Source organism: Dysgonomonas sp. HDW5A, assembly GCF_011299555.1.
GTDB lineage: Bacteria > Bacteroidota > Bacteroidia > Bacteroidales > Dysgonomonadaceae > Dysgonomonas_A.
In genome coordinates this window covers 3,294,236-3,308,497 of the sequence record NZ_CP049857.1, presented here as the reverse complement: position 1 = coordinate 3,308,497, position 14,262 = coordinate 3,294,236, and the positions used below count along the sequence as shown (strand labels likewise).

Below are 14,262 nucleotides of genomic sequence, written 5' to 3'. Positions count from 1 at the left end.
AATGAAAGCGTTAAGAAACAAAAGGATATCAACGATAAACGTTTTTCTTTTGTTTTAGCTTTCGAGTCCGTAGCGGGTCGGGCAAAGAGGCACAGTCTTGATCTTTTGTTTCGTTTTGTATCAAGACAAAATGAAAAACAAACCCAAAGGGTGCGTTAGAATAATTGAATATTAAACATAACAGATCAACTACTGATTCACATAAATGATATAAATTGATGATATAAGAGGAAGAAAAAATAAGCTGATAAAAAGTGTCACTTTTGTAACCTTTGTAACCTTTTTATTTTTACACTCCTATTTTACAGTCATTTACAAAAACAGAAAAACTAACACTGATAGGTCACTTTTGTAACGTTATTGTCTACTTTTTTGTAACGAATGTAACTTTATTGTAGTACTGTGTTTACTGCCTATTGATATAAATAAGTTCGTAGAACTATTTATTGCTTTGGCAAGCAAAACAGCGATAAGTTGTTATGCATTTAAAATTTATCATTAAATATTTTCTTGTACTTAATATTTAAACTTTAATATGGAAAAAACTTGGAGATGGTTTGGAAAAAAAGATAAAATAACCCTATCGATGCTCAGGCAGATAGGAGTGGAGGGTATTGTCACCGCTCTGCACGATGTGCCCAACGGCGAAGTATGGACTCTAGAGGCTATTCTCGATCTGAAAAAGTATATAGAGGATGCAGGGCTTCGGTGGTCGGTGGTCGAGAGTCTACCTGTTAGCGAAGCCATAAAATATGCAGGAGAAGACAGAGACAAATTAATCGAAAACTACAAAACAAGTCTCGAAAATCTGGGAAAAGCAGGTATTAAAACAGTGTGCTACAACTTTATGCCTGTGATCGACTGGATTCGTACCGATCTCGAATATCCTTGGGAAGATGGTACTTCATCCCTTTATTTCGATAAAACTCGCTTTGCTTATTTCGACTGCTATATTCTTCAACGTGATGGTGCAGAAAAAGACTATACAGCCGAAGAGTTAGAACGGGTAAAAGAACTCGGTCAAACAATAACCGAAGCCGAAAAAGACGCTTTAATAGACACTATTATCGTAAAAACACAAGGTTTTATAAATGGTAATATCAAAGAAGGAGATAAAAATCCCGTAGCTATTTTCAAGCGTCTGCTTTCGCTATATGAGGGTATAAATCGTGATACATTACGTCAAAACATGAAATACTTCTTAGAACAGATAATGCCTGTCTGCGAAGAATACGGCGTGAATATGTGCGTACATCCCGACGACCCACCCTACCAGATGTTGGGCTTACCTCGTATAGTGACCGGTGGCGATGATATTAGCTGGATTTTAAAAGCTGTCGATAATCCACATAACGGACTGACATTCTGTGCAGGATCGCTAAGTTCGGGTATTCACAACAATGTACCCGAATTGGCTGCGAAATTTGCTTCACGCACGCACTTTGTGCATCTCCGCAGTACAGATATTCTTGAAAACGGCAACTTTATAGAAGCTCCTCATTTGGAAGGCAGAGGACATTTGATAGATGTTGTAAGGGTATTTGAGAAAGAAAACCCGAAATTACCTATGCGTGTCGATCATGGTCGTTTGATGTTAGACGATGGGGAAAAAGGATATAATCCCGGTTACTCTTTTTATGGGCGTATGTATGCCCTAGCCCAATTAGATGGTGTAATGGCTGTTGTAAATGAAAATTTAAAGAAACAATAAATAAAATAAAAGATGAACGAAATATTTAGTATCGCAGGCAAAGTAGCTGTTATTACAGGAGCCGGAGGTGTTCTCGGTGGCAGTATAGCCAAAAGTTTTGTAGAGGCAGGAGCCAAAGTAGTTGCCATAGACATTCGTCAGGAGCAATTGGATGTAAGAATCAAAGAGCTTACGGACTTAGGAGGCGAGGCAATCGGAATAATAGGCAATGTGCTTGATATAGAAAGCCTCGAAAAAGTAGCACAGGAAATTCTTACCAAATGGGGACGCATCGATATACTGCTGAATATAGCAGGTGGAAATATGCCTGGAGCAACATTAGCCCCCGACCAACCTTTTCACGATATGAAAATTTCGGATTGGGAAAAAGTAACCAGCCTCAACCTCAATGGTACGGTTTATCCGTCTATGGTATTCGGAAAAGTAATGGCAGAACAAAAAAGCGGAAGCATTATAAACATCTCCTCTATGGCTGCCTATTCGGCTATAACCCGAGTACCCGGTTATTCGGTCGCCAAAACAGGAATAAGCAATTTCACTCAATGGTTGGCTACCGAAATGGCTTTGAAATACGGAGACGGCATACGAGTAAACGCTCTCGCTCCCGGTTTCTTCATCGGAGATCAGAACAGAGCGGTGCTCATTAACCCCGATGGCTCATTAACCGAACGAAGCCAAAAGGTTTTAGCAAAAACACCGATGAATCGTTTCGGAGATATTACAGAGTTGAACGGAGCTGTACAATTTCTTTGCAGTCCGGCAGCGAGCTTTATTACAGGAGTGGTTCTTCCTGTTGATGGCGGATTTTCGGCTTTTAGCGGTGTGTAAATAAATTATCAAGAAGCTACCTTCCATTACCGGTCGCGATTCTACCGGGGCTTTTATTTTTCGTTTATTGGCATTCTATTTGAAGTATGCACAAGGAATTCAAATATTATGTTATTTTTGCATCGAACTAAAAATAGTACAAATGGATTTAGGAAATCTTCTAATTTTTGCAATTATAATTATTACAGCCATTACAAGTTATATTGGTTTTAATAACAGACAATTCTTTGATCGATATAAGTTTAGTACTTATGCTATCCTCGAATTGAAACAATACGACAGAATGCTTACGGCTGCTTTTCTGCATGCCGACCTTATGCACCTGTTATTTAATATGCTTACGTTGTACTTTTTTGCACCTACGCTGGTTTTTCAGATTGGTCCTGTAAAATTCCTTATACTATATCTGGCTGCTATTATAGGAGGTAACACAGTATCGTTGTGGATGTATCGCAGAGATTCAATTTATACTGCCATAGGAGCTTCAGGAGGTGTATGTGGCGTATTATTCGCTTCTATTGCCATGAGTCCTAACAGCCTTATCGGTTTCTTCTTTATCCCTATGCCGGGTTGGGTATTTGGAATACTATACTTGGCATATTCGGTATACGGCATGAAAAAATCATTGGGAAATATAGGACATGCTGCACACTTAGGAGGTGCTGTTGTAGGTTTACTGCTAGCCATATTATTTATACCACAGATACTGCTTGTACACGGCTATTTTATTGCATTAATGTCGATGCCTATTATTGCTTTAGGGTATTTCGTATATAAAGAAAAATAAGTCACAGCCTTTTTATGGCAGAGAAACAAAAATCCCGATCGAGTTAAATTTGATCGGGATTTTATTATATTGGTACTTATAGCTTTAATAAGCTAAAGCCTGTATAATATCTTTCTTCAAGTCTTCTATATCTTCAAGACCTACCGACAAGCGCAACAGATTATCTTCGATACCCATCACTTGCTTCATTTCGGCAGTAAAAGTACCATAGATAGTAGATTCGGGATGTATAATCAAAGTCTTATTATCAAACAAATTGGTTGCTCTGCGAATAACTTTCAAACGATCCATAAAACGGTAACAATCTTCTTTCGCTGCCAGGTTAAAAGTGAGCATGGCACCCGGGTTAGAGGGAAACAATTGATCGGAAATCTTTTTATAAGGCGAACTATCCAATTTAGTATATCCCACCTTCTTTACTTTATCAATATCCGAAAGATATTGAGCCAACTCATAGGCTGTCTGCGACATATGGTTGAAACGCAATTGTAGTGATTCCATTCCCAGAGCCTGCAATGATGCCGTTTCGGAATCCATGCAAGCACCCATATTACGGGCAATCTCGCGTTTTATTTTAAACATAAATGCCGACATCGAAGCAGCAGGTATTACTTTCGACAACTTCTTATTTTTCGACCAGTCAAAAGTTCCATAATCGAGAATAGCACCACCAACACTCGTTGCACCACCCGATACGTATTTGGTAGTGGAAACAACCTCGATATCTACACCCTGTTTCTTAGCAGAGAATCCGCACCAAGGTACAATCGTAGTATCTACAATTAAAGGAACGCCTTTTGCTTTGGTTATGGCAGAAATCTTAGGAAGATCTGCTATCTCCATATGAGGATTGGTTATCAACTCACAAAAGAAAGCACAAGTATTATCATCAATAGCAGATTCTATTTCCGATAAGTTATCTGTATTTACAAATCTTACCTCTACTCCGAATTCTGCCAATGTAAATTGAAATAAGGAGAAAGTGTTGCCAAATAAATGAGGAGATGTTACAATATTACTACCTGCATAAGCCAGTGCCATAAACGTATTTGAGATAGAAGCCATACCCGAACTTACGAGCATCACATTTTCGGCACCGGATGCCGCTTTTATTCTCAACTCCAGATTTTCGACCGTAGGGTTAGATATACGGGTATACGTATGGCTATCGGTTTTATTTTGAAAAGCATTTGCAATTGCTTCCGAAGATGGATATTCAAATGCTGCATTCCGATAGATAGGCATACTGATAGCTCCATGTGCATCTTCCTTTTTAAACTTAGCCCCAATTATACGAGTAGCAAATTTCTCGCTTTGACAATCTTCTAATTCCATAATAACAATACTCTATATTATTTCTACTACCAAAGGTAGTATATTTAGAAATAAACTTTCTCTTTTAAAGAAAATATATCGAAGTTTTATATGAAAATAAATACCTGAAAACAAAGTATGTCTCTTGCTGAAAAATACAAAGGACATCTCCTCTTGTTATTTAATTACAAAGATAACATTCATATAAGTATCATAATCAGCCTTTTTTATTATAGAATAACTAACCTTCCCGTCATCACTGATATTAGTAATATTCATTACATTCTTATCGTAATAGGTAACATAATAATATAACTGATCGGCACTCGTATAATAGGGTATATTAGCAGGTGCTGTTGGATTTTTACCTGCCGGAATATTAAACTGTTTCTTATATTCTTCATAAAGATCCAGCGGAGTAGATACAACTCCTAAATTAGGTGTCGGAATATTTATTGAGGGCATATAAAAGAAGCGTGTCTGATTTTGGGTCAGACAAATCCATTGAGGATTGGTTTCCGTGCCAATATTCTGAGATATACATTGCTTATCGGTGTCATAAACCAGTAGTCCATTTGCAGGTGTAGCTATAGATTCTTTATCAAGAGTGGTAAGCCTCGGAAGAAGAACTCCCTGGTTAGGGCTGTTGATTTCGAGGGCGGCAGTACTATGAGGGCTTTCGGTATTCACTCCGATTTGGCTATGAGCCAAATGAGAAAGAAACAAGGTAAGCGTAAGTAATATGATTCTATTCATCTTGGTTATTATTGTAGATTAATTAGGTAAGAGGTCACTTCTGATCATTTTATTGGTAACTATTTTACATTCGGCTATAGTAGAGGCTATAGTGGTAATTTTACTATTTTCGGGTAGGCCATTAACCATATAAGGGGTAACCCGAATAGTATAAATACCTTTATTTTCATATTTATGGATTTGTTTATATGTTGTTACCGAAGCACTCATATTATAATCTTTTACGACAGGTGTTCCGTCTCCGAAATCCCATTCGAGATAAGCTATTTGCTGGGTTCCACTGCCAATAGAGGGAATCTCGACACTGTATTCGGCATCATTACCTACACAAACCAACTCTTTCCCTTTTATCGGTTTTATATTAAAGAAAGAGGTTATGAAGGGAGGAAGTCCCAACTTTGGCAAACGAGGAGATACAAACTTATTGGGAACTTCGGCTATTTGTTTTCCGCCGTTATCAGGATCCAGAATAATCCATAAAGAAGACTGCATATTTCCAATAGCATAAATTCTATTATCGGGTCCAAGTTGTACATTATCTATATTAGATAAGATTTTTGTAAATGGAGCTGATATATTATTAATCGGCTTAACATAAAGTCCTCGATGTTCTCTCTCAATAGCCGTAAAATAAAGATAGTTAGCAGTGGGAGAAAATTCGAGACTATATAAATGCTCCAGAAAAGTAGACACGAACTGAAAGCTTGAAGCTTTACCCGTAGAGGTGTCAAAGTTTCCTATAGTTAGATAATGATCCGATCCAAATCGGTAATCGGCATGAATAATGCGTTTACCGTCAGGTGAAATTTTAATCGCCCCTACCCCTATACTACTGGGTGCAACTGTTGGAATCCCTAAATCCATTCCAATTTCTGAAATCACAGGATTAACATTGATCCCCGCAGAGGTAATCAGCCAAGCAAATATTTTACTTCTGACACGACTTATCACCCAATAATCTTTTCCGTTGGCGTGCCCTACGGCAGTTAGGTTTTCATATGCATGATTAATGGGATAACCGGAACTTCCAAATGTGAGAGATACGTTTTTTAATACCACAGCTCCCAGTCCTCCATTGGCAGACATATTTACTGTCGAATAACAAAGACCCGGTGCTGTATTATTTCGATCGGGAGCCGTTACAATATAATATAAGGCCGGATTATCGGGCACAGGAATGACAATACCCGAATTGGTAGAAGATGGATGCCCGAAAAGCCCGGTACCATTTTGCATAACTGCCAGGTTCTTATTATAAACGGTCATTCCATCGGAAGCAAACAAAAAATTACCATTTTTATCTGATATGGAAAAACAACCTTCAAAAGTATTTATGGGCCCCTGAACAGTATTTGGCACTCCTAAAACATTTCCCAGCGAAGTTGATTCTGTATGAGTATTAGAAAAATCTAGACCTGTATTAGTTCCGAAATACCAGTGGTACGCTTCTTTTTGAGAATAAACCTGCTGGGTAAGTATTAGCAATAATATGAGTATTATTTTTTTCATTACAATAAAATTAATATGCTTATTTCACGACAAACACAACGTTCATAAACGAATTATAATCAGCCACTTTTATAATTTCATAGCTCACTTTTCCATCATTGCTTACACTGTTGATCTTAATAACATCCGAATCATAATAAGTAATATAATAGTGCAGATCGGCTGCCGCAGGAAAATAAGGAATAGCCACCGGAGCACTGACACTTTTGGCCATAGGAGTAGCAAATTGTTTTTTGTATTCGTTATAAAGATCTAAAGGTGTGGCAACTACTCCAAGCGTTTTGGCACTGATTGCAACAGAAGGCATGTAAAAAAAACGTGTCTGATTCTGTGCCAAGCATATCCAAACAGGATTCGTTTCACTACCTACATTTTGAGAGAGGCATTGCTTGTCGGTATCATACACTAACAGTCCCGAAGCCGGACTGGCAATAGCTTGTTTGGAGGTAGTATTCATGCGGGGTAAAAGCACACCTTGATTGTTAGTGGGACTAGTTATCTCCAGAGCAGCACTGCTATGAGGGGTTTTGGTATTGATTCCGACCTGGGGGTAAAGGGGAATTACGATAAAAGTTAAGATCAGTAACAAGATAGTTTTCATTTGTTTATATGAATTAGTTAGTAGATTTTCCGATATTTTAGAGAAAAAGCAGCAGCCTGTAATCACTACAAGCTGCTGCCAAACATAGCTGTGCCATAAGTAAACGCATAATTCATACCAATTTTGAACGACAACAAAAAACAAATCGGTAATACGGAAACGTTTACTCAAACAACTATCAATGTATTTATAGGGGAAATATTGTTTACAACAAATTTGTGTGTATAAAAGACACACAAACAAAAAAAGACGGAAAAATCCGCCTAAAATATTTTTATTACCAGCACGGTTGCTAGTTAACTCTCTCTCTCTCTCTCTCTCTCTCTCTCTCTCTCTCTCTCTCTAATATTTCAACGCACATTACCAAACCTAAATAGTTAAAATTTAGATTATTACAGGTCAATATGTTTGTTAATTTCGTTGTCATTATCAGCGTAAAGAGTTATTTTACAAGGGCAAAGTTAGTATTTATACCGAAAGAGACAAACTTTCATTTATAAAATTTGTCTCTTTCGATTTGCATATAGTATCAAACAGCAACTTCTCCTTTTATATGAGGATGCGGATCGTATCCTTCTAATTTGAAGTCTTCGTATTTAAAATCGAATATGCTTTTTACATCGGGATTAATGATCATTTTAGGTAAAGTTCTCAAATCACGTTCTATTTGCATTTTCAACTGATCGATATGATTAGTATATATGTGTGCATCTCCCAAAGTATGCACAAATTCGCCCGCCTCAAGTCCTGTAACTTGAGCCATCATTTGAAGTAGTAAGGCATAAGATGCAATATTGAAAGGTACTCCCAGAAATATATCCGCACTTCGTTGATACAATTGCAGGCTTAATTTACCATCAGCTACATAAAACTGAAAAAATGCGTGACAAGGAGGCAGATTCATATTCTGAATGTCTGCTACATTCCACGCACTAACAATCAGACGACGCGAATCGGGATTATTTTTAATAGAATTTACAACCTCAGTAATCTGATCGATGTGCCCTCCTTTATAATCGGGCCACGAACGCCATTGAAACCCGTAAATATGACCTAGATCTCCATTCTCGTCAGCCCATTCATTCCAGATACGGACTCCGTTATCCTGCAAATATTTAGCATTGGTGTCTCCTGCCAAAAACCACAACAATTCATAGATGATAGATTTTAAGTGCAGCTTTTTAGTCGTAACCAAAGGAAAACCATCCGCCAAATTATAACGGCTTTGATGACCAAATACACTTATGGTTCCGGTACCGGTACGATCTTCTTTCTTGACTCCTTCGGTCAGAACACGTTGTACTAAATCTATATATTGCTTCATTTTTTTCGCTATTAAGTATTATTAAAGTTTTATTGCCGCATTACAAAGTTATAAGAAACTTCCATTATGACATTTTGAATAGCCATAAATGAGAATAAATTTGCAAAACATGCTTTATAAATATGTTCAAAAATAGCATAATTTTAGATCATTGTCAATAATATATTTCATATATTGTGACCCTTAGCCAAAAAAGTCAAATACTTTTTTAACGTCAAACTTTAGTAACATTATGGGATACTGTATTTTTTCATTCGCTGCCGATGTCGAGAAGGTTAAACAAGTTTTTGATTCATGCGATTCTTTATTATTCGATCAAATTCAAGATAATGAAGTATTTAAAAACTACGCAAGCCAAGATTTCGAAAATCACATATCAACCAGAGAAGCTCTGCGTCACATTATACATGGGGAACCTTACCGCAAACATTCAGCTCATGCCTATTGGTATGCTCTAATCTCTATTTTTGCTTTTGTCGGACATCAGCTACCATACAATCAGGATATAGAATTAGACAACGAAACCGAACTGATAGATAATTATCTGAGATCTGACTTTGGAATCGAAACCACTGTTGCAGAGATATTACTCAATAATTTCCCTGATTTAGGCCTACCCGATGTAGCTACATTTCCATTAGCCGGAGCTATAACCCATTCCGATATAAGTCAGTTAAGCAATGACTTACAGGAGGTGGTATTGTCAAACAATCAAATAGAACTTTTATGGCATACCCAAAGCGAAAAAGACGAAATTAAAGCCTTTGTATACAATAGCATCAAAGGCTTTAAAGATAATATAGACTTCTGTTATGAAAACAATCTGAGCCTTATTTCATTTTGTCACTGATGGACCTTATCTGCCGCATTCAAAAACGGAATATACTTAAAGCGGTACTCCGAAATAAACATGGAAAGAAGAATAAGACTTCCTCCAATAATGGTACGAATAGTGATAGGTTCGCTAATCAGCACATAAGCAGCTATGGTTGCAAAAATAGGTTCACACAAATAAGTTAAGGCTACTTTTTCTTCTTCTATGTATTTTTGGGACACATTTTGCATTCCATACATATAAGCTGTAGCAAATATACCTGTAAATAAAACAGCTCTCCACACATTCCAATCCATAGGTAACACTAAGTGGTTAACATCAACCGTCATAAAAGCAAGCACAGCATATACTATTGTGCATGTATACAACTGTACAATTACTAATGATATGGTTTCGACCTTACGATTATATTTTCCGACCAGTAGCACATAAGCAGCAAAGGCAATTGCCCCGCCTACGGCATACATATCTCCCCTATTGAATCCACTACCTGCCGAAGCCATAGCAATTACATACAAACCGATTAATGCCATTGTACATGCCAGCCAAGTTTTTGGCTTGATCGATTTACGAAATACAAAGAATTTCAAAATGGGTATCAGTAGTACGTCCATACCCGAAATAAAAGAAGCGTTAGCTGATGATGTATACTGCAAACCAATAGTTTGTAATAAGATAGCCAACAAAAGAGGTATACCTACCCACACACCATATTTTATGGTTTGCCAATTGATTAGTTTCAACTGCTTAAAAAACAAGACAGATAAAACCAGTGCAGCCAGTAAAAAACGATACATTAAAAATGAAAACGGATGTACAATAGAGATGCCTTCCTTAACAAGTGGGAATGAGATTCCCCAAAAAGCGGTACCTAGAATTAAAAGAGCTAAGTAAATTCTACTTTTCTTCATTACTCAAATAATTTAAATTTTACATTAAACTATTAGGGCATGTAAAAACTAAAAATTTACAAAAGGTTGCATATATCCCCAATTCTCTTCCCTAATGTTGGGATACAGCGCGAAAAACCTTATCTGGGGTGCAAAGTTATAACACTTTGATCAAAAAAACAACCCTCACAGTAAAAAACTGCAAGGGCTATTTTTATGAAAGAATATATTTACCTTACTTATTCGGGCCAATCGGCAATCACAGTCTTACGATCGAAAGTATAAGCACTGAAATACCCTAAAGCACCTCCCACAATATTGTTTGTAGGGTTAGTTTGAGAATTACCTATGCGTCCCAAAGTTTCGAAGAAAGTGTATGCACCTTTGTCTAATAACTGATGTTCTACTGTAATAGTATCTCCCTTTTTTATTGGATCCTCGTCACTGCCATTTTCTTTAAAAGCCGGAACTAGACGACTAAGATAAAAACCCTCACGATCATCGGTATCAGTAGCATCTTCGTCTAGTTTTTTACGTTTGCCATTTATATAAAGTAACTCACGATAATAATTTTTAGACCCTTTAGGATCCTGAAAATGAATCATCGGACAAGCATATTTAAATAAAGGAATATAATACATGGTAATAGAATCGATCTTCACCGTATGCGGAGACATGGTAGATGATGCCGTATATTCTTGCCCATCGACATTTATTTTGAGATTGTAAGTACGTCCGGGAACACCTCTCAAATTTTGTGCTTTATAAATGCCCGAAGTGTCAATCTTTAAGATTTCAGTATTTCCTTTATCATCCGAAACGGAAACAAGAGCACCCAAAACAGGATCGAATGTATTATTACCGCTAAAGTCCTTCGACATAGTAAGCCTTACCGTAGCAAGCGAATCGGCGGCTATAAGCCCTTCGATCACCAGCTTAGGCTCTGAGGATTTAAGATCCACATCTATCTCCTTTTCACAAGATGTGAATATAAACGCAGATGCTATTGCAACAATGGTTAGTATATATTTATTGATACTCATTTTTATCTGAATTTTTAATTTATAAATAATGTGCAATCTATAATTAGAACCTGAAATTCCAAGAAATAGATGGAACAAAACGGAACAAAGAATACTGATAAGCTGTAGATTTAGAAGGATCGTCATCATTGGTTCTGAATTCAATCATATAAGCATTTTCACGTCCATAGGCATTATATAAACTAAATGCCAATTCGGAATAGAATTTCTTTGTTTTCTTTAGAACACAAGTTGCACCTAAATCCAGGCGATGATAATCGGGAGCCCTGTAACCGTTTCTCTCCGTATAATATACCACTTCTTTACCATCAACCTGGTATTTTCCACTTGGATAAGTAACCGCATTTCCTGTATAATATACAAAGGCAGCCGATAAGTTCCATTTTTCATTCAAACTATACATAGCTACAAACGAAATGTCATGTGTTCTATCCTGAACGGCATCATACCATTTATTATTATTGATCCCGTCAATCTTTTTTTCAGATTTAGATAAAGTATAACTAACCCATCCTGAGAATCTTCCAACACGCTTCTTCAACATCAATTCAATTCCATATGCCCTACCCTTACCAAATAACAGCTCGGTTTCCACATCATCATTAGTAAAAGTCAGTGCATTGTCTTTAAAATCGATCTGATTTCTCATGTCTTTATAATATACCTCGGCACTAAATTCAAACAGATTATTGGCAAAATTACGGAAATAACCCAATGTAAATTGATCCGCAATCTGAGGTTTTATATTATTTGAAGTAGGTACCCATCGGTCAAAAGGCGAAGCAAATGTAGGATTAGAAAGCAAGTGCATACTTTGAGTAGTGCGTGCATAAGCTGCTTTTATAGAAGATACCTCATTCAAACGATATGCCATAGAAAGACGTGGCTCTAAGTTGAAATATGTTTTCACAAACTCGCCCGACTTATAAGATACAGTATCAATTACCTCGTGATTTTCATTCAGATTATAGAAATCTCCCGCTCCCAGAACCGAAAAAGCAGACAATCTCAACCCGTACATTATTTCGAGACGATCGGTTGCTTTCACCGTATTCGAAGCATACAATCCATTTTCCCATGAATATTTATTTTTCAGATGTTTAGAGACACCTTTATCTTCTGCTACATCAAACTTTCCGGGAGCCATATCATGATAAGTAGAATGTACTCCGAATTTCCATGAAGAAACGCTGTTTTGCGTAAAAGTAAACTCCTGTTTCAAAGCATAATCATTTATTATAGATGATATACGCAAATCCTGATTCATGTCTACTGCCACATTGTATGAATATCTATTGTAGATTAAAGCTGTAGAAGAAGTCCATTTATGCCCCATCAGTCTGGTCCATTTAAGCGTCCCCACAGTGTTACCCCAATCAGTATCCACCACATCGGTTATACCCAGCTTATCCATACCCGAATATGCGGTAAAAGTCAAACGATCTTTATCCGATAGGTTGAAGTTTAATTTCATATTCAAGTCATAAAAATACAATGTAGTATTTTTCACATCTTCCGATCCAAATGCACGAGCTATCACATCGGCATAAGTACGTCTTGCTCCTACTATAAAACTGGATTTACCTTTCTTAATAGGACCTTCAACATTTAATTTCGAAGAGATAAGACCCAACCCTCCATTTACATGATAATCCTGATTATCTCCGTCTCGCATTTGCACATCAAGAATTGAAGACAAACGCTCTCCGTATTGCGAAGGTAAAGCTCCTTTATACAAGGTAACATCTCTAACCATATCTGAATTGAAAGCCGAAAAGAATCCCATCAAGTGAGAAGCATTATATATACCTACATTATCAAGTAAAACAAGATTCTGATCGGCACTACCTCCCCGAACATAAAAGCCGGTTCCACCCTCTCCGGCCGATTTAACACCGGGCATCAATTGAATAGCTTTTACAACGTCGCGTTCTCCGAAGAGTACAGGCAACTGATTAATTTCCTGAATACTCATTTTCTCTACGCCGGTTTGTACTCCGGCTACATTTTCATCGGCACGTCTCGAAGATACCACCACCTCATTCAAATCAATAGAAGAAGATTTAAGCGACACATTTTCGATAATATCCTTAGTCAAAGATATCTTTACTTTTTTATCCTCATAGCCGACATATTTCACGACTAAAGTATAGTCCCCCTTTGGTAAAGTAATTTTATACTCACCATCCTGATTCGTAAAAACTCCGGTAGATAACTTTTCGGTTACTGCTACAGGCACCCCTATTAAAGGATCTTTTGTCCTTTCATCTGTAATTTTTCCTCGTACAGTATAGTTTTGTGCCACTGCCACAAAAGGCAAGAAAAACAATAATGTAACCCAAAAACTCAACCTAAAAATTTTGCTCATTATAGTATTTAAATTAGATGTTGTCTGTTTTATATTTTTTCGCGAGCTGCAAAGATATTAAGTAACTAAAAAGTATTTAATGTACGTTCCTATCCCCATATACCCAGCTCTAATTGTTTAACCTATAGCAACACAAAAGCTCTATGAGTTTAAAAGCTCCGTCTTTAACAATAAAATAATGCAATAATCTGTCTTTTTGATTATAAATATAATCAAGGGCACAAATGTATGCTTCTTACTGTTTTTATGGCGCAAAGATATGAGGCCTATAGGCAATACAAATACGGAATAAGTTT

At 37.0% G+C, this 14,262-nt stretch carries 12 protein-coding genes; 4 read left to right on the top strand and 8 right to left on the bottom strand.

Annotated features, from left to right (window positions below; genetic code table 11):
- The first annotated feature begins 535 nt into the window (after positions 1–535).
- The 3 genes from uxuA (at position 536) to G7050_RS13875 (ending at position 3,326) form a co-directional block, all read left to right on the top strand.
- Complete coding sequence (gene uxuA / locus G7050_RS13885) at positions 536–1,711, top strand: mannonate dehydratase (protein WP_166116462.1); 1,176 nt, start codon at positions 536–538, stop codon at positions 1,709–1,711.
- A gap of 12 nt (positions 1,712–1,723) precedes the next feature.
- Positions 1,724–2,539, top strand: coding sequence for an SDR family oxidoreductase (locus G7050_RS13880; protein ID WP_166116460.1), 816 nt, complete (start codon positions 1,724–1,726; stop codon positions 2,537–2,539).
- A gap of 142 nt (positions 2,540–2,681) precedes the next feature.
- The gene (locus G7050_RS13875) at positions 2,682–3,326 is read left to right on the top strand and encodes a rhomboid family intramembrane serine protease (protein ID WP_166116458.1); all 645 of its coding nucleotides are present in this window, start codon (positions 2,682–2,684) and stop codon (positions 3,324–3,326) included.
- A gap of 84 nt (positions 3,327–3,410) precedes the next feature.
- Here G7050_RS13875 and G7050_RS13870 read toward each other — a convergent pair whose 3' ends face one another.
- The 5 genes from G7050_RS13870 to G7050_RS13850 all read right to left on the bottom strand — a co-directional run bounded on the left by G7050_RS13870 (position 3,411) and on the right by G7050_RS13850 (position 8,830).
- Positions 3,411–4,661, bottom strand: coding sequence for a PLP-dependent transferase (locus G7050_RS13870; RefSeq protein ID WP_166116456.1), 1,251 nt, complete (start codon positions 4,659–4,661; stop codon positions 3,411–3,413).
- Between the two features lie 156 nt (positions 4,662–4,817).
- Positions 4,818–5,396 carry a hypothetical protein gene (locus G7050_RS13865; protein WP_166116454.1) on the bottom strand — a complete coding sequence of 193 codons (579 nt, stop codon included), beginning with the start codon at positions 5,394–5,396 and terminating at the stop codon, positions 4,818–4,820.
- An 18-nt stretch (positions 5,397–5,414) separates the two neighbouring features.
- Entirely contained in the window at positions 5,415–6,905 is a 1,491-nt protein-coding gene (locus G7050_RS13860) for a hypothetical protein (protein WP_166116452.1), read from the bottom strand.
- Positions 6,906–6,924: 19 nt separating this feature from the next.
- A complete protein-coding gene (locus tag G7050_RS13855; protein ID WP_166116450.1) occupies positions 6,925–7,506 on the bottom strand; it encodes a hypothetical protein in 582 nt (193 codons plus the stop codon).
- A gap of 529 nt (positions 7,507–8,035) precedes the next feature.
- Positions 8,036–8,830 (bottom strand): thymidylate synthase, encoded by a 795-nt coding sequence (locus tag G7050_RS13850; protein WP_166116448.1) that lies wholly within the window; start codon positions 8,828–8,830, stop codon positions 8,036–8,038.
- 232 nt (positions 8,831–9,062) lie between these two features.
- Between G7050_RS13850 and G7050_RS13845 the strand changes: the two genes are divergently transcribed.
- The gene (locus tag G7050_RS13845) at positions 9,063–9,680 is read left to right on the top strand and encodes a hypothetical protein (protein ID WP_166116446.1); all 618 of its coding nucleotides are present in this window, start codon (positions 9,063–9,065) and stop codon (positions 9,678–9,680) included.
- Here the strand turns inward: G7050_RS13845 and G7050_RS13840 are convergent.
- The 3 genes from G7050_RS13840 to G7050_RS13830 all read right to left on the bottom strand — a co-directional run bounded on the left by G7050_RS13840 (position 9,674) and on the right by G7050_RS13830 (position 13,966).
- The gene (locus G7050_RS13840) at positions 9,674–10,576 is read right to left on the bottom strand and encodes a DMT family transporter (protein WP_166116444.1); all 903 of its coding nucleotides are present in this window, start codon (positions 10,574–10,576) and stop codon (positions 9,674–9,676) included. The two genes, G7050_RS13845 and G7050_RS13840, sit on opposite strands and share 7 nt — an antisense overlap.
- A gap of 218 nt (positions 10,577–10,794) precedes the next feature.
- Positions 10,795–11,598 carry a DUF4249 domain-containing protein gene (locus G7050_RS13835; protein WP_255499151.1) on the bottom strand — a complete coding sequence of 268 codons (804 nt, stop codon included), beginning with the start codon at positions 11,596–11,598 and terminating at the stop codon, positions 10,795–10,797.
- 43 nt (positions 11,599–11,641) lie between these two features.
- Entirely contained in the window at positions 11,642–13,966 is a 2,325-nt protein-coding gene (locus tag G7050_RS13830; RefSeq protein WP_166116442.1) for a TonB-dependent receptor, read from the bottom strand.
- Positions 13,967–14,262 lie beyond the last annotated feature (296 nt).

Excerpts from the sequence above, each read along its gene's own strand:
- G7050_RS13855 (WP_166116450.1), bottom strand. The coding sequence starts at position 7,506 with ATGAAAACTATCTTGTTACTGATCTTAACTTTTATCGTAATTCCCCTT.
- G7050_RS13845 (WP_166116446.1), top strand. The coding sequence starts at position 9,063 with ATGGGATACTGTATTTTTTCATTCGCTGCCGATGTCGAGAAGGTTAAA.
- G7050_RS13870 (WP_166116456.1), bottom strand. The coding sequence starts at position 4,661 with ATGGAATTAGAAGATTGTCAAAGCGAGAAATTTGCTACTCGTATAATT.
- G7050_RS13830 (WP_166116442.1), bottom strand. The coding sequence starts at position 13,966 with ATGAGCAAAATTTTTAGGTTGAGTTTTTGGGTTACATTATTGTTTTTC.
- G7050_RS13865 (WP_166116454.1), bottom strand. The coding sequence starts at position 5,396 with ATGAATAGAATCATATTACTTACGCTTACCTTGTTTCTTTCTCATTTG.
- G7050_RS13875 (WP_166116458.1), top strand. The coding sequence starts at position 2,682 with ATGGATTTAGGAAATCTTCTAATTTTTGCAATTATAATTATTACAGCC.
- G7050_RS13860 (WP_166116452.1), bottom strand. The coding sequence starts at position 6,905 with ATGAAAAAAATAATACTCATATTATTGCTAATACTTACCCAGCAGGTT.
- uxuA (WP_166116462.1), top strand. The coding sequence starts at position 536 with ATGGAAAAAACTTGGAGATGGTTTGGAAAAAAAGATAAAATAACCCTA.
- G7050_RS13840 (WP_166116444.1), bottom strand. The coding sequence starts at position 10,576 with ATGAAGAAAAGTAGAATTTACTTAGCTCTTTTAATTCTAGGTACCGCT.
- G7050_RS13880 (WP_166116460.1), top strand. The coding sequence starts at position 1,724 with ATGAACGAAATATTTAGTATCGCAGGCAAAGTAGCTGTTATTACAGGA.
- G7050_RS13850 (WP_166116448.1), bottom strand. The coding sequence starts at position 8,830 with ATGAAGCAATATATAGATTTAGTACAACGTGTTCTGACCGAAGGAGTC.
- G7050_RS13835 (WP_255499151.1), bottom strand. The coding sequence starts at position 11,598 with ATGAGTATCAATAAATATATACTAACCATTGTTGCAATAGCATCTGCG.